General features: G+C 43.2%; 14 protein-coding genes and 1 pseudogene. 5 read left to right on the top strand and 10 right to left on the bottom strand.

Going from position 1 to position 23,885, the window contains the following annotated elements; all coding sequences use genetic code 11:
• Position 1 precedes the first annotated feature (1 nt).
• From AB9N12_RS18315 to AB9N12_RS18275, 9 genes and pseudogenes are all read right to left on the bottom strand, one after another.
• The gene (locus tag AB9N12_RS18315) at positions 2-1,297 is read right to left on the bottom strand and encodes an alginate lyase family protein (protein ID WP_369893532.1); all 1,296 of its coding nucleotides are present in this window, start codon (positions 1,295-1,297) and stop codon (positions 2-4) included.
• Between the two features lie 60 nt (positions 1,298-1,357).
• On the bottom strand, positions 1,358-2,614 hold the full coding sequence (locus tag AB9N12_RS18310; RefSeq protein WP_369893531.1) for a DUF5013 domain-containing protein: 1,257 nt from the start codon (positions 2,612-2,614) through the stop codon (positions 1,358-1,360).
• Positions 2,615-2,629: 15 nt separating this feature from the next.
• A complete protein-coding gene (locus AB9N12_RS18305) occupies positions 2,630-3,373 on the bottom strand; it encodes an IPT/TIG domain-containing protein (protein WP_369893530.1) in 744 nt (247 codons plus the stop codon).
• A 32-nt stretch (positions 3,374-3,405) separates the two neighbouring features.
• Complete coding sequence (locus tag AB9N12_RS18300; protein WP_369893529.1) at positions 3,406-4,572, bottom strand: DUF5013 domain-containing protein; 1,167 nt, start codon at positions 4,570-4,572, stop codon at positions 3,406-3,408.
• Between the two features lie 37 nt (positions 4,573-4,609).
• Positions 4,610-6,364 (bottom strand): RagB/SusD family nutrient uptake outer membrane protein, encoded by a 1,755-nt coding sequence (locus AB9N12_RS18295; RefSeq protein ID WP_369893528.1) that lies wholly within the window; start codon positions 6,362-6,364, stop codon positions 4,610-4,612.
• A 32-nt stretch (positions 6,365-6,396) separates the two neighbouring features.
• Positions 6,397-9,664: pseudogene (locus AB9N12_RS18290) on the bottom strand (SusC/RagA family TonB-linked outer membrane protein).
• A 50-nt stretch (positions 9,665-9,714) separates the two neighbouring features.
• Complete coding sequence (locus tag AB9N12_RS18285; RefSeq protein WP_369893527.1) at positions 9,715-10,245, bottom strand: sigma-70 family RNA polymerase sigma factor; 531 nt, start codon at positions 10,243-10,245, stop codon at positions 9,715-9,717.
• Positions 10,246-10,347: 102 nt separating this feature from the next.
• A complete protein-coding gene (locus AB9N12_RS18280; RefSeq protein WP_369893526.1) occupies positions 10,348-14,427 on the bottom strand; it encodes an ATP-binding protein in 4,080 nt (1,359 codons plus the stop codon).
• A 33-nt stretch (positions 14,428-14,460) separates the two neighbouring features.
• Complete coding sequence (locus tag AB9N12_RS18275; RefSeq protein ID WP_369893525.1) at positions 14,461-17,214, bottom strand: six-hairpin glycosidase; 2,754 nt, start codon at positions 17,212-17,214, stop codon at positions 14,461-14,463.
• A 203-nt stretch (positions 17,215-17,417) separates the two neighbouring features.
• On the opposite strand from AB9N12_RS18275, the gene AB9N12_RS18270 reads away from it, so the two are divergent.
• Both AB9N12_RS18270 and AB9N12_RS18265 read left to right on the top strand, forming a co-directional pair.
• Complete coding sequence (locus AB9N12_RS18270) at positions 17,418-18,710, top strand: hemolysin family protein (RefSeq protein WP_369893524.1); 1,293 nt, start codon at positions 17,418-17,420, stop codon at positions 18,708-18,710.
• Positions 18,711-18,766: 56 nt separating this feature from the next.
• The gene (locus AB9N12_RS18265; RefSeq protein ID WP_369893576.1) at positions 18,767-19,243 is read left to right on the top strand and encodes a copper resistance protein NlpE N-terminal domain-containing protein; all 477 of its coding nucleotides are present in this window, start codon (positions 18,767-18,769) and stop codon (positions 19,241-19,243) included.
• Between the two features lie 115 nt (positions 19,244-19,358).
• Here the strand turns inward: AB9N12_RS18265 and AB9N12_RS18260 are convergent, their stop codons facing one another.
• The gene (locus tag AB9N12_RS18260) at positions 19,359-20,744 is read right to left on the bottom strand and encodes a GDSL-type esterase/lipase family protein (protein ID WP_369893523.1); all 1,386 of its coding nucleotides are present in this window, start codon (positions 20,742-20,744) and stop codon (positions 19,359-19,361) included.
• A gap of 91 nt (positions 20,745-20,835) precedes the next feature.
• Between AB9N12_RS18260 and AB9N12_RS18255 the strand changes: the two genes are divergently transcribed.
• The 3 genes from AB9N12_RS18255 (at position 20,836) to mtgA (ending at position 23,782) form a co-directional block, all read left to right on the top strand.
• Positions 20,836-22,188, top strand: coding sequence for an MATE family efflux transporter (locus AB9N12_RS18255; RefSeq protein WP_369893522.1), 1,353 nt, complete (start codon positions 20,836-20,838; stop codon positions 22,186-22,188).
• Positions 22,189-22,344: 156 nt separating this feature from the next.
• Positions 22,345-23,061, top strand: coding sequence for an OmpA family protein (locus AB9N12_RS18250; protein ID WP_369893521.1), 717 nt, complete (start codon positions 22,345-22,347; stop codon positions 23,059-23,061).
• Positions 23,039-23,782: a monofunctional biosynthetic peptidoglycan transglycosylase gene (gene mtgA / locus AB9N12_RS18245; RefSeq protein ID WP_369893520.1), complete on the top strand. Its 744-nt coding sequence runs from the start codon at positions 23,039-23,041 to the stop codon at positions 23,780-23,782. The genes AB9N12_RS18250 and mtgA overlap by 23 nt, the downstream gene beginning before the upstream one ends.
• Positions 23,783-23,885: the final 103 nt, after the last annotated feature.

Here is a 23,885-nt window from a genome sequence, read left to right as displayed (position 1 = left end):
TTTATCTTGCGAACATCAATGTGCCAAGTCCCAACACATCATAGCCGCCGGAGTTAGCGTCGTAATAACCACCGCCACCTTCGATGCCTACATATTCTGTAGCCACTTTGGTATATTTCAACAAGTCATCCTGCACACCTTTTACACCTTTATAATGATAATATGGCAATGCCCAGATGGCACGTTTAATCCATTTACCACCACCTAGAACCGGTTGTTCTTCAGGTACAGGATATCCCCAAGGGCTCTGTTTCTGCCAAATATAGGTGGTGAAAGGCACTTCATCCTCAGTATAGTTGCAACATGCGGCATACTCGCAGGCCCTCAAGAAAAGGTTGTCATCGTAAGCGAAAAAGTCGTCACCCTGACTCCATGCCAGCTGGCAGATAACCCCCATCAGACCGACACACATCAGTGTGTGTCCTTGGTCACGTCCGCTTTCCTGCCATTGTGCAAAGTTGTATTGCGGTGCATAGTCGTGATAGATGGCACGGCGAAGACGACCGTTTGTATTTCCGGACTGTAAGTGTTCAATACCTTCATTATAAATTTCACGATTATCCGTCACAATACCAATAGCCATTTCTGCAGCAATATTACACAGACACCAGTTTGCCCAATAATGCAAAGGGTTAGTATCATGGTGACGCTTCAAGAAGTCACGATTGGCAGGAATAAAAACCTTTATCAACCAATCCTGAAAGGCACGGAACTCTTCCGGTTTCCATCCGTCGTAATCTCTCAATACCTCACCGGCAATGGCAAACTCATAGCCATAAAGTCCGGCTGCCAAAGAAAGATTACTATTGCCAGTCACACCGACACATGTCTGTACCCATTTATTCATATTTTCCACTGCTTTCTTTGCATAGTCCTCATCGCCTTCAATCTTCCATCGCAGTGCTTGCTGATAGATAATAGAAGCACCTCTGGCGGCATTGATGTAATTCTCGTCACCGGATACGCCACGTTTAATCATTTCGACCGGATAAGTATCCGTATTCTTTTGTGCAAAATTACTTTCCTCAAGTAGTTGATAGGCAGATGCCCAAGGTTCCTCTCCATTAGCCAACTTTTCACGGATGCGTTCGAAATCTTCCTTCGTATGAAATCCCGGATGCATCATAGGCTCCGTATTTGCCTTCAGTTCCACCTGCACCAAATTCAATTCATTATCCGGAAGAGGTATTTTATTCAAATCAGTTTCTACACCGGGAGAAGGCAAGTCCACGCCATCGCCACATGCAGCCAAAGAAACAAATGCAAAGGCTGCTGCTATGTAATATAGTTTTTTCATAATGTTCTTTGTTTAAGAAGTGCACCGCACGGCGTACGGTGCACCCATTTATCTAAATTATTATTCTATCATTTCCAGTTTAAACTCATTAATCTTCGCACGCCCTTGTTTGTCCACAATAGTAGCAACAAAGCCAATCACAACCTCTACCTTTTCATTTATAGAGAATTCTGTAACCACATCGCCTGTAGCGGTGATAGAAGCATGAGCCAAGCTTTGAGCAGGTACATCGTCCGTATCAAGCATCTTGTCACCGGCACAAACAGCAATATACCCCGTAAAACGTTTGCCATTCCCATATTCGTAAACATGAGCCGTCAATCTATAACGTCCTCGCTGCAATGTGGTTTTCTGATAAATCTTACCGTTATTTTTCGGGTTATCAAATCCCCAGTCTGTCTGTAAAGCTAAGCCCGTACCGCCATTAGTATCGCCTTTATTACTGAATGCCAAATCAACGGCGCAACCACCTTCTCTATCTTGCAATTTAGAGTTCTCAAGCGTCCATCCAACAGCTTTGGCCCATTCTCCGCCTTTACTGAATCCATCACCATTTTTACCACCTTCTCTGACATAATCAAACGGTTGTTTGTAGTTCTGCAATGCATATCGTGAGATATCTCCATCTGCAGGCAACGGTGCTAACTCATCGCTCAACACCGGTTCATCGATACCGGCAAACAACATAGTCACTTTTCCGCCTGTAAATCCAGCCGGTACATTGACCGCTATGGCGATAGAAGTAACGCTGTTTACCTCAACCGGCGCAGTCACCCCATCGAAAGTAACCGTCACAGCATCCTTGTTCGTGCCAAAACCATGTCCGATGAATGTAATCTCTTCGCCAGCTTTCACTAATGTCCCATATGGATATACATAAGGAGTCTCTACACCGGTGATTTCCGGAGTTTCCCATACCTCGAATGTTCCATGTCCGCTCATGTCAATCGTCATTCCCAAAACGGTCAAGGTGATTGCATTCTCACCTGTCGGAATGCCTTTCGGTACATTCACCACGATATGACCGTCTTTGTTCAAGGTCACTGCTTCACAAGCCGTCTCACCGAACTTCACTTGAATATCTTCTGCTTTATCACCAAAGTTTTTACCGGAAATAATGACTTCGGCATTGATATATCCGGCTGCCACAGAAAGCCCGGTCACTTCCGGCATGGGCAATACGGTATAGTCCAATGTCTTTTCAATAGTTTCAAAAGAAGTACTGACAGCTATTTGATACGTACCGGCAGACAACGTAGCAGGAACTTTCACTGTCACCGCTTCATTAGTCGGTTCACCTACCCATTCGGCTTCCACCGGTTCATTTTTTCCCTACTTAAACAAGACTTTCACTCCAGAAAGATCCGCATCAGCCAAAAGTTCCGGATTCAAGTGAGTACCATGAATGGTAACTTCACTGCCGGCAAATCCCTGTGTGGCAGACAGTCTGTCAAGTGTGGCATGCTGAAGCACTGTGAACTGAACCGGCACGTTCACCGGCTTTTCTATAATGGTCAATGCAATAGCACCACTCTGCGCACCTTCGGGCACTTTCACGGAAAATCCTTCATGAGTGGGTTCGTCCGCCAACAAAGCGGCTTCTGTCTTTCCGGCAAACAATACCTGATAATAAGCAGAAGATACTCCCAAATCATGACCGGTAAAAGTAATTACATCACCGGCAAAGCCATAGACCGGAGAGATTGCAGTCACCCCTGGCACTCCCAGCACGTCATATTGCAACTGCGTATCCACCCGCTGTCCATACACCACAACAGAAAGTTTCCCTGCCGAAGCCCCATCGGGCACACGCACCGTAAGCAATTGGTCTTCGCAAGCGATAAGTTCGAGTCTAGTGCTTCCCAAATACACTTCTACATCATCCATCACCACACCAAAGTTAGTACCCGTAACAGTGAACTCCGTATCCACGTATCCGCTCGCCGGAGAAATCTCGGTCACTGTTACCACCGGCTCCTGCTGGTTCATGTAAACCACCTCTTCATCATCGTTATCGCAGGAAACTACACACAATGAGAGCAAAATCGGCAACAAATAGTTATATATTTTTTTCATATCTGTTTTCATTTTATACATTGTTACTTGCATTATTCAAGAATCAACTTCACTTCCGTCACTTTGAAATACGTATTGTTTGAGTGTATTGTAGTAACAAAGCCAATCACCACATCCGTAGCCTCATTCAACGTAAAGGCAGATGTCTTCAATGTACCGGTTGCTTCATCTTTCCCCCAATCACCAAACGTAGTATAAACACCATTTTCGGGAGTGATTGCAGAAACCTTATCCACATCGGGAATACTTGCAGCATCCGTACCCTTTACAATAACGGCAGCTACACCGTTTCCATCACTATTCGGTATATAAGTGCCCGCGTAAGTGACTTCCATCCGATATGTTCCGGCACGCAGAGTCGTAGCCTGCCATATCTTGGCATTAGCCAGCTTACTCTTTCCCCAGCCATTTTGGAAACACAAGAATGTCACCCCTTTTTGCGTCTGTAAACATCCGGTAGGATTCTTCACACTTTGATTCCATACGTCAGGATCAGTCCACTCACCCGTTCCGGAACCGGTGAACGGCTGTTTGTAATTTTTCAGATAAGCCACCGTGACGTCACCTTTCGAATTCGGATTGAACATGACGCTACTCTTAATCTCATAGCCGCGAATATTCACTACTACATTTCCGGTATCATATCCTTCGGGGGCAATCACCGTAATTGTCTTGTCGTCTATCAACTCAAAGTCCGGAGCCAACGTTTCATTGAAACGAATGGAAATAACGGACTTATCATTTCCAAAGTTTTCACCGGTAATGGTAATCTTATCTCCCGGTTCAGCAATGCCCGCACCAGAAGCATTATCGGACTGTGCCGCACTGATATAAGGGGTAGGCAACACTTCGTATCGGCCTATCACACCGACCTCGTTCGTCCATACCTGCAAAGTGACATCGCCACTCAATGCATTTACGGGGACTTTCACTGCAATGCGATTGTTCTTGCACATCTCAACATCGGTAGCTTGAATTCCTCCGAAGAATATTTTCACTGCTTTCGCTTCGTTTCCGAAATTTTGTCCCGTAATCACTACTTGCGAAGTGACATATCCGATATTCGGTGTCATCCCGGTCACCTCCGGCATGGGATAGACGTACTTTTTCAGTTGCGGATCTTGCTCACAACGGGCAAACAATATACCCATTGCCGCCAATACAAGCATCCCTCCTATGTTTTTCAATAACTTTCTCATATATTGTTTACTATTTTATACTATATTATTCGTGTGATCAATATCCCGGATTCTGTTTCAGATTCCCGTTCAGGTTAATTTGATCTTGCGGAATGGGATAGAGATAATGCGCCTTACGAACCTGACAGTTGGATTTGGGCGTAATACATACGCAAGACAATTCGCCATCTCCAGTCTGAACTTCCTCTTCACCGAAACGATAAGAATCGGTATCATAATTAGCGGTAATGACTGCCCCTGCCGCATTCTTATACGGAGTGAGATAACCTGCCTGTCCTACTACCATTCCCAAACGAGATTGGTTGAGTGTTTGTTCCAAAATCCCCCAACGCTTCAAGTCGTCATAACGGAAACCCTCGAGGAACAATTCCACCGCACGTTCACGACGTATCTCATCCAACATATCCAATTGGTTATCCTCTACCAGTTTGTTTGTCAAAGCAGCAATACCGGCGCGCGAACGTAGCTTGTTGATTGAAGCATTCAAAGCTTCATCATCAATGGAGCCATGACGTTCATACAACGCTTCTGCGTAGATCAGATAAACTTCCGCCAGTCTAAGCACTGGATAATTAGGAGACTCCTCTTGATCTTTTGCTCCGGGACACGCAAACTTCTGAACACCGTAACCGTTGAATCCGATAGTTCCGGACAGTTTGGCAACACCCGTTGGCGCTCCTATATATGCATTCATACGATAGTCGCGGTTCTTAAACTCATCACCAACGGCATGATAGCCTTCAAACTGTTCATTCCCTGAAATGGGCAATCCGTTCTGACAAAGGAACATATCGATAAACTTCCGTGTGGGATACAAATAAGGAATAATATTCTTATTCAACTCGATAGCACCGGCATTTACCGTCCGATCGAATACGGAATAAATGATAAACTCCTGATTCGTATTGCGCCCGTGCTTTCCCGGGTTGCTGTCTTCACTCTCGATGCAAAACAAATAACGACTGCTCAAATTGTTCATTACAGCCTCACTGTTATAGTTCCAAAGCCTGAACGCCGGGTCATCCATCACTTCTTTTGCCAAAGCTGCTGCTTCTTCAAGAAATTCATTCACTTGGTCGCGTGCAGGTCCGGCAGAACCTTCAAAGTCGGTAGACGTACCGTTATACTTTCTCCAGGTAGCTTCGTAAAGCAATACGCGTGCTTTAAAAGCCTTCGCTGCCTGACGACTGATATGTCCTTTATCACTATCAATTATATTCTGTTCAACAGGCAAACCTTCTATTGCTTTTTTCAGATCGGAAAGAATAAAATCGACTACCTCATAACGGCTATTACGCGGATTACGCAACTCGGCAGAACTGGTACCCAACGGAACTTCAACAATAGGCACACCTCCAAAAGCTTGCAACAAAGAAAAATAATTGTAAGCACGGAAAAAATGAGCAGCACTGATATACTCCTGGATTTCTTTTACATCGCCCGGATATTCCTTGGCTTTCTGAAGAAGAATATTATTGGAACGAATACTGTTGTAGAGTCCCCAACGCCCGTCATTACCTCCTGCCACCAATGTACCATATCCCAAATCGGACTGTTCACCATTGCGGCTAGTGATCAGATCGGATTGCAAATCCATGTGTCCTGTCAATCCGGAACGCCATCCGAACAGTTGAGAATAAAATCCGTTCGTATATTCCCTGAAATGAGTCGGATCAAGGAAATAGACTTGGTCCGTTTTTGCATCCAACGGTTCCAGATCAAGGAAAGAATCCGCACAGGAAGAAAATCCCAACATACAAGCACAAGCCAATATATAAGTATATTTTTTCATATAATTTCAAATGTGTTTAAATAAAACGTGAATTATAAAGTAACATTAAGTCCGAACGACCATGTTCGAGCAAACGGATAACCGCTGGTGTTGGAAGCGGACCCCATTTCCGGGTCGAATCCGTCACGAATACTGGTAGCTTCCCACAAGTCGTTACCGGAAAAATACAAACGGACTTTCTCCAATTTCACTTTACGAGTCCAGATTTGTGGCAATGTATAACCGACAATCAATGTTTTCAAACGAATGTAACGACTGTTCTGAAGCATGAAATCATTGTTCTGATAGTTCCATGCGGCACGCTGCGTGCTATTCGTCATACGCGGGAATTTCGCGTGCGGATTATCCTCCGTCCAAGTCTGCCCCAAGAAAGTGGGGTTCTGGTTGGTATACAGTGTGCGGAATGGATATGCCATCCAGTCATCACGCATGATATATTGCTTGACCACACCTTGGAACATGGCACTGAAATCAATACCTTTCCAAGAAGCACCCACTGTCATACCGTACACAAAATGCGGATTGGCATCGCCCATAAATTGCAAGTCACTGTCCCAACTGCCCACATCGGTAATCTTATAGTCGCCGTTCATATCAAGACGCTTAGTATCGCCGGGACGTAGTTCGTTATCCGTGCCTTTTCCTACGGATCCCATTGAAGTACTCTGTCCTCCTCCATAAAGCGCATAATAACGATCGACCTCAGCCTGGTCTTTAAAATATCCATCCGTACGATATAAGAAGAAAGAATTCAACGGATATCCATTCACGGTTTTATTGACTCCTGCGCCATATGTATCCGCCCCTTCCAGTTCTTTCAGCATGCTCTTGGTATCACCTATATTGAAATTGGCATAATAAGAGAAATCTTTAATCTCATCACGCCATCCAACCGTAAACTCCCATCCTTTCACATTCAGATGCCCACTGTTGGCCTTCGGTGAGGTTCCACCCAATACCCCGGGGAAAGTTACATTTGACAGCATACCGATATTATCTTTGATGAAGTAATCGAAAGAAGTGGTCAAACGACTATCAAAAAAATGCAAATCCACACCGAGGTTCTTCTGTTCTACCCGCTCCCAAGTACGGTCCAAACTAACCAGACCATTATTACCCAGTCCTGAGTTAACCTGCAAATTAGGGCTTGTGGAACCGAAAGCGGTTGTACCTTGCGTAACAAGAGTTACATAATCGAAATCACCCAGTCCGGCATCATTCCCCGAATTACCATAGCTGAAACGAAGTTTACCGAAATTGACAACTGGAGTAATCGGTTGTAGAAATTGTTCTTCTGTGAACACCCAACCGGCAGATGCGGATACGAAGTTTTTAAATTTATACCCTTTCGCAAATTTAGAATTACCATCCCTACGTCCGATAAACTCAACCAGATATTTCTCTGCATAGTTGTAGTTCAATCGCATGATGTAAGAGTAAGAACCGTTCTGAGACTTTCCACCGGCATTACCTTGAGCGCCATAAGCCAGATTCAAATCATACACGCCTGCATTCTCCATTTTCTCGCGGGCAGTAGTCATATTCTTAGACATCCACTTTTCCGCATTGATGCCCAACATCGCTTCCACATTGTGCACTTGCGCAAACGTACGCCTATATTTCAATAAGGCAGAATAATATTGGTATTGCCTGTTGTTGGCTTGCATCAGATAAGCGGGATTGTGAATATTCTTCAGATTCAAAACGTCTGTCGGATAAATCAAAGATTGTTGAGTATTGTCCACTAATTTCGTAGCCGGATTACCATACCAATCGTATGTTCTGAACTTCATTCACATAACGGTCGCGACGATATTCTTCATTTTGGAAAGAAGCCATTCCTTCAAAACTGATGCCTTTCCATATATCCACCAATGCCTTCACATCCACGCGGGAAATCAGACTCATTCGCTCGTCACGTCCACCATCTGTGGTTGCAGCTACCGGCTGGCGGTCTCCCACTCCACCAAAATTCGCATACCACTGGCCATAGGGGTTCTTTGCCGGAAAGAAAGGTGGCTCGTTTCCGTACATAGTTTTGTCAATTCCGGCAGAAGGCATCTCCGTATTGGTTTTAATCATACTTGCCGAAGTCTCCAGTTTGAACCAGTCTGTCAGTTTAATCCCGTAATTCAAACGCAAGTTCAACTGTTTCTGACCATCGTAAGCAGTCGCCAAGTTAGCCTGATTGTCAGCGTATGCCAAAGAAATACGATAATCTGTTTTTTCTGTAGCACCAGACAGACTCAAATTGTGCTGATAAGAATAGCGACGGGCAAACATCTCCTCCAAACGATTGGCATTGCCAATAAAAATGTCATATCCCCAGTCCTTCACATTGGTATGATAGATGCCCTCAATTCCCTGTTGCATCATCAGCATATTTTCTTCCGAACTCCAGTTCCACCAGTTTTTAATTTTCTGTTCTTTGTTGGCTTCAATCCACATGGTGGCATATTCCTGCATACTAGGAGAGAACGCCATGATGCCATTGGTGGTAAAACGCATATTGAAATTATAATCAACCGTTGTTTTTCCCTTTCCTTTTTTGGTAGTCACCAAAATTACCCCATTAGCGGCTTTCGCACCATAAATAGAAGCCGAACCGTCTTTCAGAACACTGATACTTTCCACGTCGTCCGAGTTCAAATTTTGAAAAGCACTGGCATTTAAAGCGGGCACACCATCAATAATAATCAACGGACTTCCACCATTGACAGAGGTTGCTCCACGAATCTGGAAGTTCAATCCTTCATTACCCGGACGTGAAGAAGAACGAGTGACTACCAAACCCGGAGTAGCTCCTTGCAAAGCAGCACCCACATTGGTAATGGCACGGCTTTCCAGCACCTTACTGCTTACCTGTTCTACCGCCCCTGTCAGCGTCGCTTTTTTCTGTGTACCATATCCCACCACCACAACTTCATCCAATGCATTATTATCTTCCTTTAGTACCACTTTAAAATCAGAGCGATCATGAAGATTGACGACCTGCTCTACATATCCGATATAACTAATTTTAATTTGTTTGGCATCAGCAGGAATATTCAGTGTGAACCGACCGTCAATATCGGTAATCACTCCTGCATTGCTTCCTACGACCACAACATTACAACCAATCAATGGTTCGCCATTCGCATCTGTCACAAGTCCTTTGATGGTACGATCTGTCTGAGCAACCATCAAACTCTCTTCTACAGAATCATTTGCATAAAGCAATACACCGGGCGAACCACCCAGCAGCATGGCGAAAGCCAATGCGACCCCTTTTGAACACAAGAATTTGGATTTAATTTCCATAATACTATTAATATTGTTAAAGTTAATATCTGTTTTTCCGAATCAGGTATTTAACCGACTCTGGAAAATTCATTTTTCAAATAAGTACGAACCGTTTTGCGAGCCAGCAATAATTGACATTCTACTGTACGGGGGGATAAGGACAACTTCCCTGCAATGACAGAACAAGACAGGTCATGCTTGAAACTAAGTTCATAGATCTGACGGCGTTTGACAGGAAGAGCTTCCATCACTTTGTCATGCATCTTCTTTAATTCACGATAATGAACGGTATCTTCTGTGGTATTCCGCCCGGTGTCTTCCATCTTATTATATATATAGGCGACGAAATCTTCCTGTTTATAATAACGACGGATTTTATCAGTTACAATATTGCGGGCGATAGTAAAGAGCAAAGACCAGACTGTATCCTTGTTAACAAATCCCCTGTATTCCCATAAGCGGACAAAAACATCCTGTACCAGATCTTCCGCTTCATGCGGATGGCAAATCCGGATAGCGATGTAGTTCTTGATATACCCCTTATATTTAAGGTAGCATTCAGAGAAGAAGTCGTCAAATGTAGCTTGCTGTTTATCCATGGCATTAAATTTACCCGTTTAATGATGATGCAAAAGTACGGATAAACGACAAAAGCAAATGACACATAAGTAACAGATAACAAAACTATCGTAACAAGCGTGTTATTTTACAAACTTTCCCGCTTCCTCCACATATTGTCTGGGGAGCATCCCGAACATTTCCCTAAAACACTTCGAGAAATAGCTGGGTGAACTGAACCCTACCCGATTCGCTATTTCAACAATCGGCAACTGGCTTCCTTGTAATAACTGTGCCGCCCGTTTCAAACGGATGCTGCGGATAAAGTCGGTGGGCGTATGTCCGGTGATGGATTGTAACTTACGGTAAAGGCTCATACGTACCATACCCAAATCCCTACTCAATTCTTCTACACCATATTCCGGATTGTCCATGTTCTTTTCTATGTATTCCAAACACTTCTGTATGAGCTGTTCGTCCACCGAAGTGATCGTGATGGCACTCGGATTTACTTCTATGTTTTTACGGAATTCCTGCTTTCTCTTTTCCTGTTGCTCTATCAGCTTTTCAATGCGTACCATGAGCATATCAAAATTGAAAGGTTTCGACATATAAGAGTCCGCTCCTACTTCATAGCCGTTAATTTTGATATCATCGGCAGTGCGGGCGGTCAATAATATCACCGGTATATGGGAAGTCTGCACATTTGTTTTGATTCGATGGCAAAGCTCGATACCGTCTACTTTCGGCATCATAATGTCGCTGATAATCAGGTTCGGATTTTCCTCTATTGCTTTTCGCTCCCCTTCCTCACCGTCTGCTGCTTCAACGATCTGATAGAAATCTTCCAACTGTTCTTTCAGGAAAGTACGAAATTCCTGATTATCCTCCACTAACAACAGTTTCTTCAGGTTATCATCGACTGTGGATGTAGCGGTTTCTTTCTCTTCCACATCCGTTGTATCCGTTCCGTTGATTTCTTCCGACAGTTCATCCGGTTCCGGTTTTAGATCCATCGGCAGCCAAACGGTGAATACCGATCCGCGATCTATCTGACTGTCCACTTTAATGCGACCGCCATGTATATTTACATATTCCCTAACTAAATGAAGTCCGATGCCACTGCCTATTTTTTCGTCCCCTTCATTTCCTACTTGATAAAAACGGTCAAAGATATAAGGAAGATCAGATTCAGATATTCCGATTCCGGTGTCGGATACGGATATTCTCACATAGTTTCTTCCTTCTATTTCTTCTGTTGCAAGCAGTAAGTCTACCGTCCCGCCTTCTGGTGTATATTTGAAGGCATTGGACAATAGATTATTTACAATCTTATGTACCTTATCCCGGTCGAAGAACATATAAATCGATCTATGTTCCGATTGGTACACAAAGTTAAGATGCTTCTCTACTGCCATTGGCATGAAGTTGCTGTAGGCAGAAACAATAAACTCCTCCATATCACCGTTCATCAGATGCAACCTCTCTCCTTTCATTTCCAATTTGCGGAAATCGAGCAACTGATTCACTAATGACAATAGGTTTTGAGCATTCTTATAAATGGTATTCAGTTGTTTTTTCATTGCATCGTCTGTCAATCGACGTATCATCATATCCAATGGCGTAATAATCAACGTCAACGGAGTGCGGAGTTCATGGCTTATATTTGTGAAGAAGCGGAATTTCATCTGATCCAGTTCTTCTTTCTGCTTCATCGCTTCTTCCTCCTGCATACGAATCATCTTTTGCCGGTTACGGTGGTTTATTACATAGATCAGCCCGAAGATAAAAAGAATACCTACAATTACGTAGAAAACACGAGCGACCAATGTATCCCAAAACGGGGGCTGAATGACGATTTTGAATGCAGACTCAGGTCCCCATATACGGTCGTTGCCGGCAGCGGACACACGAAAAACGTATTCGCCCGAAGGAAGATTGTTATAGACAACACGTCCTTGTCCATTCTCAAAAAGGGTTTCCGTCCATTCCTTGTCAAATCCTTCCAGCCGGTAACGGAAAGAGGTTTGGGAAGGATTGGGGAAGTTCAGTCCGGAGAATTCAAGTGTGATGTAGTTCTCATCATATTTCAACCGCACTTCATCCGAATAACTCAATGCTTTGTCAAATAAGACACGCCCATTATATGATTCACCCGAAACAACCGGAACATTAAACAAGCGGAATGAGGTAAACAGAGGACGATTGATACACTGATTATCTATCATATTTCCCGGTGAGAAAGCGATAAATCCGTTCATCAATCCCAGAAAAAGCTGATTATCCCTAGTCATTAACGAAGGGAAACTAAATAAATCATCCTGACGGATTCCATCTTCCGACAGACAGCTGATTACATGAAAGCCGTATTTATCAGCTCTTCTGTCTACTTTTATCTTATAAATAGAAGTGACTGTCGATATCCAGATATCATGGTTCTTATCTTCTACTACGTTCAGGATGGCTTGGGACAAACCATCTTCTTTCCCTAATGTATAGCTTTGCCCATTGTAAGTCAAGACGCTCAAGCCATATTGAGTGGCAAACCATAAAGTTCCCTCATGGTCTTTGAATATTTGGTTATACTTGATACTTCCCTGATTGAAGATTGAATTAGCCTGACCGTCTTGCTCCGGTATCCATATTTTATTCGTTGCAGGATCGTAAATGTAAAGTCCATTATCACTGCCTACGATCAATCGGGATTGGTTATCTATGGCCAACGCATTGGCTACTTTGTATTTTTTGAGTTCGGGGAACTGTTCGGACAGTAAGTTTATTTGTCCGTTCTCCTGATTAAATAATCCTACCCCCCCATATATACTTACCCACAATCGACCGGAAGAATCTTCGACCATAATACGGATATTACTGAAATCCAGCTCATTCTGATAATCCGTATCGGGATAATCGTAAGATCGTACCTTTCCATGATCTATACAATAGAGTCCATCGTGGAATGTTCCGACCCAAATACGCTTTTTGCTGTCTTCATAGAGTACACGGCAATTCTTCTGACTGAATTCATGATAGAATCTATACATTCTTTTAGTCTCCGGTTCATAACGATAGACACCTTGTGTAGTACCCATCAGGATTTCTCCTTTAGACGTTTCGAGCATACAACGTATTTCCTCTCCTTTCCAGTCACCATTTACCATCTTTTTATTGTACAGCACTATTTTATTCATGCAAGGATGATAATAGCACATTCCCTGATTGTAGAGTCCTATCCAAACAGAATTGTTTTCCCGGTCACAATAGATACTCTGAATACCGTTACGCACTGTGTTGCCTGATAATAAAGGAATGTTTAGTATTTGGGTTACGGAAAAATTGTGCATATCAATGACATAGAATCCATCGACAACAGTTCCTACCCATGCATTTCCACCTTTATCAATATCCATAGAAGTAAACCAGGAATAGTGTCCGAGTCGGATACCTGAAATTTGATTCCATTTTTTATTATAAACATCATAATAGCCTACTCCACGATCCCACATCAGCCAAAAGTCACCATTATCGAGTATCTTCAGAACCACACGGTCATCCGGTTTCAGTTGACCTTTCAGGAAATCAAGTTGTTGTACAAAACGTTTCTTTTCCAAATCGTAGCAGCGGATAAATCCTTTCTGATGAACCATCCAACTGTATTTCCCATGACTTTCCACCCTGATCAATCCTCCATAGTATCCCATAAACTCATCATTCCTGCAAACCTGCTCGATTGATTTTGTCTCCGCATCGTACATATAGACAGCGGAACCCGGTGTCAGAAACCAGCAGCGTTTCTCTGAATCAATAATCAGGTCCGACACCTTATCCTTTAAACCGAATTGTCGGAATAAAGAATCTACGTTATAGATATACTGTTCGGTAACCAAATCGAAGACACGCAGACTCTTGCGTTCTTTCATCCACAAACGTTTATCAGCATCGATATACTGTTCGGGAATGATATGATTATATGCTATCGAATATTCGCCATGAACATTGAAAGGGAAATTTGAATAGTGTGCACCGTCATACAGGCTTAACAGCACAGTACTTCGTACACCGATACGTCCGTCCGGAATGGGAAAAACACTCTTTACATAGTTATCCGGTAATCCTTCGGCAACTCCAATCTGACGGAATACATATGGGGATTCTTGCGAGGTAACATAACTCGGATACAATAATCCCATTAGTACGATAAACAAACATATTCGATTTTTCATGTCCATCTTTTTGTAGTACTACTATTTAAAACATCAGATACGCAACAACATAGGCTCCGGTACAGCATCTGATTTGATTTTCTTATCACCGATAACAACCGTACAGGGGGCAGAAGAAATAATATACCATTCCCCCTCTTTCTTTTCGAGCAGTACATTGGCGGCATTATCGGTCTGAATCATTATCCCGGGCGTAACCAATAGGGTCCCATTCCCTAAAAACAACGTCCGTTTTCCTGTATATTCATTGCTGATAACAGCATAATCCGCTTTCACTTTCATTCCCTGATAAGCAGCGGTTTGTGCGGCATCGGATAGAGAGAAAATATGATCTATACGTCCGTTTTTGCTTTTCACACAGATTCCGGCAAAGTCTTCCAAACCTGTCCCCTCCGCATCAAAGTAAGAAACGGACTGAATAGCGGACGGCTCCTTTTTCGTACTCGGTTCGTATATCGAAACAAAAGGACGATTCCAAGCTTCTCCATGTTGGCGGGCAACAAATGTCAGCGTTGGCTGTTCCCTTATATTATAGGGCATATTCGGTGTACGGCTCAACCCTTCGGTCATTGGCGCCAAGGCCGTAAAGACTTCACGTTCCGGTTCTCCTTTCATCCAAAGATTCATGTATATAGCATCACCGTCCTTATCTTTCATATCTATAGTGAAAGTTGCCTTGACATCCTTATCGGTTGCAGCCACTTTCTTATCATATAAATAGGAATAAGCGTAAAGATGTGCACCTGCAAAAGATAGTTCTTCCGTAGGTCGGAGATTCAGGTTGCTGCCATCTGCTGCCGTCAATGTCAAAGTCTGCCCAAGATTGTGATAAAAATAATCGTGCATTTTATCCCCCCCTTTCTCTTTCCGACTACGGAATACATCGACATAATATCCTGTTTCCGTCCCGGTAGTGACAATACTCATCATGCGGGTCTGATCCGCCCTACTTTCCGGTTCACGGAAAGAAAGGTTACTGTAAGTAACAGACGTAAATGTTTTGCCCGGCTCCGCTGATGCAGGGAAACAGGAAAGCAAATCAAAAGAATGGTTGCTTTTCATCACCGGATAGCTTGATATTCCATCCACACAAACCGTATTATGACTGGGAAATTGAGAATAATATTCCGCATAATCCAGCCCGCTATACAGGGATAGTCCGATACCTGCATCCGGACCCAGTACATATCCTTTTCCGTAAAGTTCCATCGAAATGCCGTTAGAGTGCATGTGATTACCTTCACTGCCATTCAATGAAATCATCAAACTGTTGCGCGGATGCATACCGTTGCGCTGTACCAGCCACGACACATTGGGAGCATAAAATAAAGGAGAAACATAATCTTCGATTTTTCCCGGCTGCACTTTAGGATTCAGTGTCAATGGTTTATCTTCAAAGAAAGAATTGACAGATACACGCACATTCCTCTTTCCTGTTTTATCATTTCCCAAATCCGGGTTCAGGCATTTCAATAAAGCAGTGAAATAGATTTCCTGTTCTTTTTTCCCATTCGCTTGTGCATTCTGTATCATACGGATAAAGAAGTTCGTATTCAAATACCCGGGATGCGTATCTCCAAATCCGCAAATCATACGGTTAGGAAACAGATACTGGGGAGTGGCTGCTACCGCTTTCGACAATACAGGCATTGCTTTCACCAAATCGTATTGCAGATTCGCATCAAACAAATTCACGAAATTGGCATAATCATTGATTACTACACTGCTATATCCCGGACATTCAGCCCAAATTCCTGTATTAGCGTCGAAACCGTAATTCGCCAATCGCGTCAGGCTCCACTGGCGGATACCGGAACGGTTCATCACATAGTCGATATAATACTCGCGTCCTTTTCCGTCGGCATACTCCTTATCATCTTCCAATACCAATCCGACATTCATAATAAACCGTGCCTGCAACAAATTCCAATTGTTATGAGGTACACCGTTCGCAATGATATTATCCGCCCATTTCTTGAAGGCTCCAGCATAGATTTCCATTTTACCCGGATAATTAGCCTTTAGGTAATTATATAGAAAATCATATAAAGGGACAGCGATATGGAGTGCATCTTCATGGATTACCTCGAAAGATGTCAACCCTACCAATGTTTGCTGATGCCCGTGGTTCAAGTCGATGGGTACATTCCTATAATAAATACCCGTCATGTATGTATCAAAGACACCTGCGGCGAGTTTGGCGAACTTCTCTTCATCCGTCATCCAATAAAGAAAAGCGGCATCACGGGCAATTCCCAGAATTTCGCAGTTCAGACTTTCGATATTCCGCCCGGTTTTAGACGGATGTACACTCTCCATAGGACGATCGGGAAGTGCATTATTGCAAAAAGTCACATTCCCGTCCTCATCATCATAAGGAACGACATCTGCCAATGGAGGGCGACCGTGAGTAGCAGTCGTTCCACGGGTTCCTGTGTAGCGTACCGTAGGATAAGGAGCTTTCTCACCACCCGCATGGTCGAACGTTTCACCTTTCACATATACCTCCGTGGCATGGGATTTCCAGTACATCGCCAAACGGGACAACAACCAAGATGGTTGGGCATCTGTCAGGTTTGTATATACTTCCGTCCGTTCTCTCAATTTATAAAAGACATCTTTCGCCCATTCTTCTTTTCTAATCAATTTCCATATTTCCTGCTTTCCCGCCAGGGTGGTCAATACTCTCGGATGTGCCTGCGGCATCTTTTCCGGCAAAGGAATCTCTTGTCCGGATGCACTGTTTAGAAAGAACAAAAAACATAGTCCCAGTAAAATACATCTCATACTTCAATTATCTTTTATTAAATTTGATACCTATTTAAATACGAAGATAGGGATTTATTTACCTAAATCCTCCGTCAAAGATCAGTTTTATTTGCGTCCGAAAAGACAACACGACTATTAAATATTCATTAATCTGCCACATATTATTTGCATCGTGTCTTGATATCTTGTAAATTCGAAGCAATAACCATTTAAATCCATTTATGGAATTTCTTATTATACTTCTTTTACTTGTACTGAATGGCATTTTTGCTATGTATGAAATTGCGCTGGTATCATCCAGCAAAGCGCGTCTTGAAACACTCTTCGCAAAAGGTAACAAATCAGCCCGCGGAGTTTTGAAACAATTGGAAGAACCGGAAAAGTTCTTATCTACCATTCAGATTGGTATCACTCTGATTGGTATCGTATCCGGTGCCTATGGCGGTGTGGCTATTGCCGACGACCTCGTTCCTTTCTTTTCTCTCATCACAGGCTCAGAAGTTTATGCACGCAACCTCGCAATGATTACTACCGTAGCAATCATCACCTATCTTTCTCTGATTATCGGAGAACTGGTTCCTAAATCGATCGCTCTGAGTAATCCGGAACGTTATGCGATATTATTCAATCCTATCATGATCCTACTGACAAAGGTCTCCTACCCTTTTGTATGGTTGCTTAGTGTTTCCACCCGGCTATTAAATAAACTGATTGGCCTGAAAAGCGAAGAACGCCCCATGACACAGGAAGAAATCAAAATGATTCTCCATCAAAGTTCGGAACAGGGTGTGCTCGACAAAGAGGAAACAGAAATGATACGTGACGTGTTCCGCTTCTCCGATAAACGGGCCAACGAACTGATGACACACCGCAGAGATCTTATTATTCTTCACCCTGATGATACGCAGGAAAAGGTGATGAAGATTATCGAAGAAGAACATTACAGTAAATATATGTTGGTAGACGAACGGAAAGACGAGATTATCGGTGTTGTTTCGGTCAAGGATATTATCTTGATGGTAGGCAATAAAATGCCGTTTGATCTGCGCGAAATAGCCCGTCCTCCCCTCTTTATTCCGGAAAGTTTATATGCAAATAAAGTTTTAGAGCTATTTAAGAAGAACAAAAACAAGTTTGGAATTGTTATTAATGAATATGGTGGCACAGAAGGTATCATCACCCTGCATGACCTGACAGAAAGTATCTTCGGAGATATCCTTGAAGAGGATGAAACGGAAGAAGAAGAAATCGTCACCAGACAGGATGGTTCGATGCTGGTGGAAGCTTCGATGAATATCGACGATTTCATGGAAAAGATGGGAATCCTATCCTACGAAGATATAGAGTCGGAAGACTTCACCACCCTAGGTGGTCTCGCCATGTTCCTGATTGGCCGTATCCCGAAAGCAGGAGACATCTTTACCTACAAGAATCTGCAATTCGAAGTGGTGGACATGGACCGCGGACGAGTAGACAAACTGCTTGTCATCAAACGGGACGAAGAACAGGAATAGGATAGTAAAAACGAGCAATAGCTCACTATATTTATATTAACTTAAAGCATATAATGATGAAAAAAGTAATTATGTTAGCAGCAGTTGTAGCAGCTTTGGCATCTTGCCAATCAAAAGCAAACAAAACCGTAGAAGCACAAGCAGACAGTCAGGCTATTGTTATGACACCGATTACCGAATCGACCGCAGTTTATAAAGGTACTATTCCTGCAGCCGACGGTCCGGGTATTGACTATGTCTTGACCCTGAGTGATGCAACCGATGGTATGGATGCCATGTATACATTAGATATGACTTACCTCGATGCTGAAGGCCAAGGACAAAACAAGACTTTCACTTCAAAAGGAAAACAAGAAACGATACAGAAGGTAGTAAACCAAAAAACCGTGACAGCTGTTAAGTTAACTCCGAACGATAGTGAAGCTCCAATGTATTTCGCAATTGTGAATGATACCACTCTTCGTCTGGTAAACGATAGCTTGCAAGAAGCTGACAACAATTTGAATTATGACATCATCAAGGTAAAACAATAAAAGAAACCTAATTCTACCCCCCCAAAAAAGAGGGTATCAAAATTCAATAAAGGACAAGAAAAGAGTCGTATCATTACTCAAAACAGAGTTTGATACGACTCTTTTAAGTTTTGCTTTACTTTTTCAAAGACTGATAAACGGCTTTTGCCATCATTTTAGCGCCTTCTTCATTGGGATGAATCTTATCAGGGAACAGATCAGGCTTTCCGTCCATTGCCGCATGAAGATCGATGACAGGTAGGCCATTTTTCTTAGCAACCTTCCTTATCATCGGAATAATTTCTTTGGAAATAATATCATCATTAATGTTATCTCCGGTCTGATAGGCTTTGGAAGGATAGCAAAGATAAATCTTCGGTTGAGCAGGCAATGCTTTGAAAGCATCCACCATCGTCTGCAGATCTTTCATGAAGTCTGCCTTATACTTCCAGTTGAATGATTTGCTGTCATTTGTACCCAACTTAATAACTACGATATTGGGATTGAAAGCCAGCGCATCCTGATAAGCCTTCTCCTTCATATAGGGACGATCCCCCTTGTTCAACAAAGTGCGTGCACTTACTCCGAAATTCTTTACCCAATAAGCCTCTCCCAACATACGACTTAGCACAGCCGGATAACTGTCGCGATTGCGATTCTTGATACGTGCTCCATACGTAATGCTGTTGCCGATACAAGCTACACGGATCGCATCTTTATGAGGCACTTTAAAACTACGAAGCCAGGATGTCAGCTCATTCAGCATTTCATTTTTATAAAGAAAATTTTCGCGAATCCCCCATCCATGCCCACCGGAAGGATAGATATGAAGCACGGAAGGCACATTATTCTTGTTCAGCGCCAGATAATAATTAATCCCATTGGCAGGCGGAACAACCTTGTCGTCATCACTATATACGATAAAAGCACGCGGCGTATCTTTCGTCACTTGCTTTTCATTCGAATATTCCTTTTCCAGTTTGGCGGAAGCATCTTCACCCAATAGATCATTATGAGATCCTATGTGGGTATAAGATTTATCCATCGTAATCACAGGATAGAAAAGAATCTGGAAATTCGGACGAAGTTCCGGTTTCGCATGAGTGGCAATGGTGGATGCCAGATGTCCACCGGCAGAAGATCCCATGATACCGATGTCATTCGGATTCAGATTCCACACATCAGCACTGTCACGCACGATTTTCATAGCAGCTTCAGCATCCGAGATTGGCAGCGTGCGGTCACCTTTCGGCATGCGGTATCTCAAAACAATCAACGCAATTCCTTGTTTGTTAAAATAGGGTGCCCAATCATAACCTTCATGGTTGACTGCCAAATGACTATATCCGCCACCCGGACAAGCGACCACGGCACGCCCCGTTGCCAGTTCCGGTGCAGGAAGGAACACGCGAAGTGAGGGTTGTTCAATATCAAAAGGTTTCGGAACATTCTGTGCTGCTACCTGTGAACCTGCCAGCAAAATGAGTAACAGAAGAAAAAGTGTAGAAAATTTCTGATTCATAGTATCTATATACTTTGATTAATGAATAATTAGATGTGCGAAGATAGTGATTTTCCATATCTTTGCACCTCATTTTGAATAGAAAAATCATATGAAAGGAATAAAAAATCTGACACAGGGATCTATCAATCGTCAATTGTTTAATCTGGCAATGCCGATCATGGCAACATCGTTTATTCAAATGGCATATAGCCTTACAGATATGGCATGGGTAGGAAGGCTGGGAAGTGAAGCTGTGGCCGCCGTCGGTTCCGTCGGAATCCTGACATGGATGTCCGGTTCCATCTCTTTGTTAAATAAGGTGGGATCAGAAGTGAGTGTCGGACAATCCATCGGTGTACAAAACCAGGAAGATGCCCGCCACTTCGCGTCCCATAATATCACAATTGCCTTGATTATTTCTATCTGCTGGGGCGGACTCCTTTTTATATTAGCAGAACCTATCATACGCATCTATGAACTTGAAGAACCTATCACGGCCAATGCCATCCAATACCTTCGGATTGTTTCCACCGGATTACCTTTCATTTTCCTTTCCGCCGCCTTTACCGGAATTTATAATGCAGCAGGGCGAAGCAAAGTCCCATTCTTTATCAGTGGTACAGGATTGATACTGAACATTATTTTAGACCCACTTTTTATATTCGGTTTCGGGCTGGGAACCAACGGTGCGGCATACGCCACTTGGATTGCGGAAGCAAGTGTTTTCCTGATTTTCATCTACCAGCTGCGTTGCAGGGATGCTCTGGTAGGCGGTTTCCCTTTCTTCACCCGACTAAAGAAAAAATATACGCGGAGAATCCTTAAACTGGGATTACCCGTAGCCACTTTAAATACACTGTTTGCTTTTGTCAATATGTTCCTCTGCCGCACTGCTTCGGAACAGGGTGGACACATCGGTTTAATGACTTTCACCACCGGAGGACAAATCGAAGCGATTACCTGGAATACCTCCCAAGGATTCTCCACTGCACTAAGTGCCTTCATCGCCCAAAACTATGCCGCCGGACGCATCGAACGAGTGCTTAGAGCTTGGTATATTACCTTATGGATGACGGGCATCTTCGGTGTATTCTGTACCCTGCTATTCGTTTTCTTCGGGAATGAAGTTTTTGCCTTATTCGTCCCCGAACAAGCGGCCTACGAAGCCGGAGGTGTATTCCTTCGTATCGATGGATATTCCCAACTCTTCATGATGCTCGAAATCACCATGCAGGGAGTATTCTACGGTATCGGACGCACCATACCTCCTGCCATTATCAGCATCAGCTGCAACTATATGCGTATTCCGCTTGCCATCCTGTTTGTACGAATGGGTATGGGAGTGGAAGGAATCTGGTGGGCAGTCTGCGTCACCACCGTTGCCAAAGGTGTAATTCTCTTGGGGTGGTTCATTTGTATCAAAAAGAAGAGCTTAAGCATTCCTTCAACGATAAAAAGATAATTATTATTTTATTAACAAAAGAAGGAGATCTTCCGAGTTATTTTAACTTAAAAAGTATACGCTTGCCAAATAATTCCTATCTTTGCATTGTTATTTATAATGCGAAGCGATTCGTATAAAACATTTTTTATAAACCAATTAAAAAACATCAACATTATGAACAAGATGAAATTTATGGTCCTCTTCATGAGCATTGCCATGATATTTGGTAGCTGTGGGAGTCTGAACAACACAGGTAAAGGTGCTGCTATCGGTGGTGGTTCAGGCGCTGCTCTAGGTGCAATCCTGGGAGGTGTTATCGGTAAAGGTAAAGGTGCCGCTATCGGTGCTGCTATCGGTACGGCAGTAGGTGCAGGAACAGGTGCCCTTATCGGTAAGAAGATGGATAAAGCAGCGGCAGAAGCAAAACAAATTGAAGGCGCACAAGTAGAACAAATAACAGACAACAACGGATTGCAGGCCGTGAAAGTAACATTCGACTCGGGTATTCTTTTCACTACAGGTAATGCTGCTCTAAGTGCTGCTGCAAAAGCTGCTTTAAGCAAGTTTGCCAACAATGTGCTTAACCAGAACCGGGATATGGATGTATCCATCTACGGCTACACCGATAACCAAGGTTGGAAAAACAGCACTGCGGAACAGAGCCGCCAAAAAAACCTCAACTTGTCACAAGAGCGCGCACAGAGTGTGTCCAGCTATTTGTTGAGTTGCGGTGTTTCTAGCAATCAGGTCAAAAGTGTACAAGGAATGGGCGAAAGCGATCCTGTTGCAAGTAATGATACGGCTGCCGGCCGCGAACAAAACCGTCGTGTAGAAGTATACATGTACGCAAGTGAGCAAATGATTAAAAATGCACAGGCAGCTGTTAAATAAAAAATTACTGCGCTATATGCGTAGCCTGCTGATATTCTTCTTTACATCAACTATACTAGCAGTGATTGTCTATCGTTTTATGCCGGTTTATGTCACTCCCTTGATGATTATCCGAAGCGTTCAGCAGATTTTTTCAGGAGATAAACCCACGTGGAAGCACACGTGGGTTTCTTTTGATCAGATGTCTCCCCACCTGCCGATGGCAGTCATTGCCTCCGAAGACAACCGTTTTGCAGAACACAACGGATTCGATTTCATAGAAATCAAGAAAGCGATGAAAGAGAACGAAACACGCAAACGAAAACGCGGAGCAAGCACCATCAGCCAGCAAACAGCCAAAAATGTATTCTTATGGCCTCAATCTTCATGGGTACGCAAGGGGTTCGAAGTCTACTTTACATTTCTCATTGAATTGTTCTGGTCGAAAGAACGAATTATGGAAGTCTATCTCAACTCCATAGAAATGGGAGATGGCATCTACGGTGCACAAGCCACCGCAAAGATCCAATTCGGAACAACAGCCGCCAAGCTAACCCGGAGACAATGCGCACTCATCGCCGCTACCCTGCCCAACCCGATACGATTCAACTCGGCGAAACCTTCGTCATACATGCTAAAACGGCAAAGTCAGATATTACGGCTGATGAATCTGATTCCTAAATTTCCGCCTGAAGAAAAGGTAGTGAAAAAGAAAAAAAGCAAGAACAAAAGAAGCAAATAATAATTGAATTATTTACGATTATAATTAAAATAAAAAAAGAGCAATGAGGATTTATCCCCTTGCTCCTTTGCTAACAAGCTTGTTTGTTCGTGTGTGTACATCC

This window comes from Bacteroides sp. AN502(2024), from assembly GCF_041227145.1.
Lineage (GTDB): Bacteria > Bacteroidota > Bacteroidia > Bacteroidales > Bacteroidaceae > Bacteroides.
Note: the sequence above shows the minus strand (reverse complement) of the source record. Positions and strands in the feature narration are given on the sequence as shown.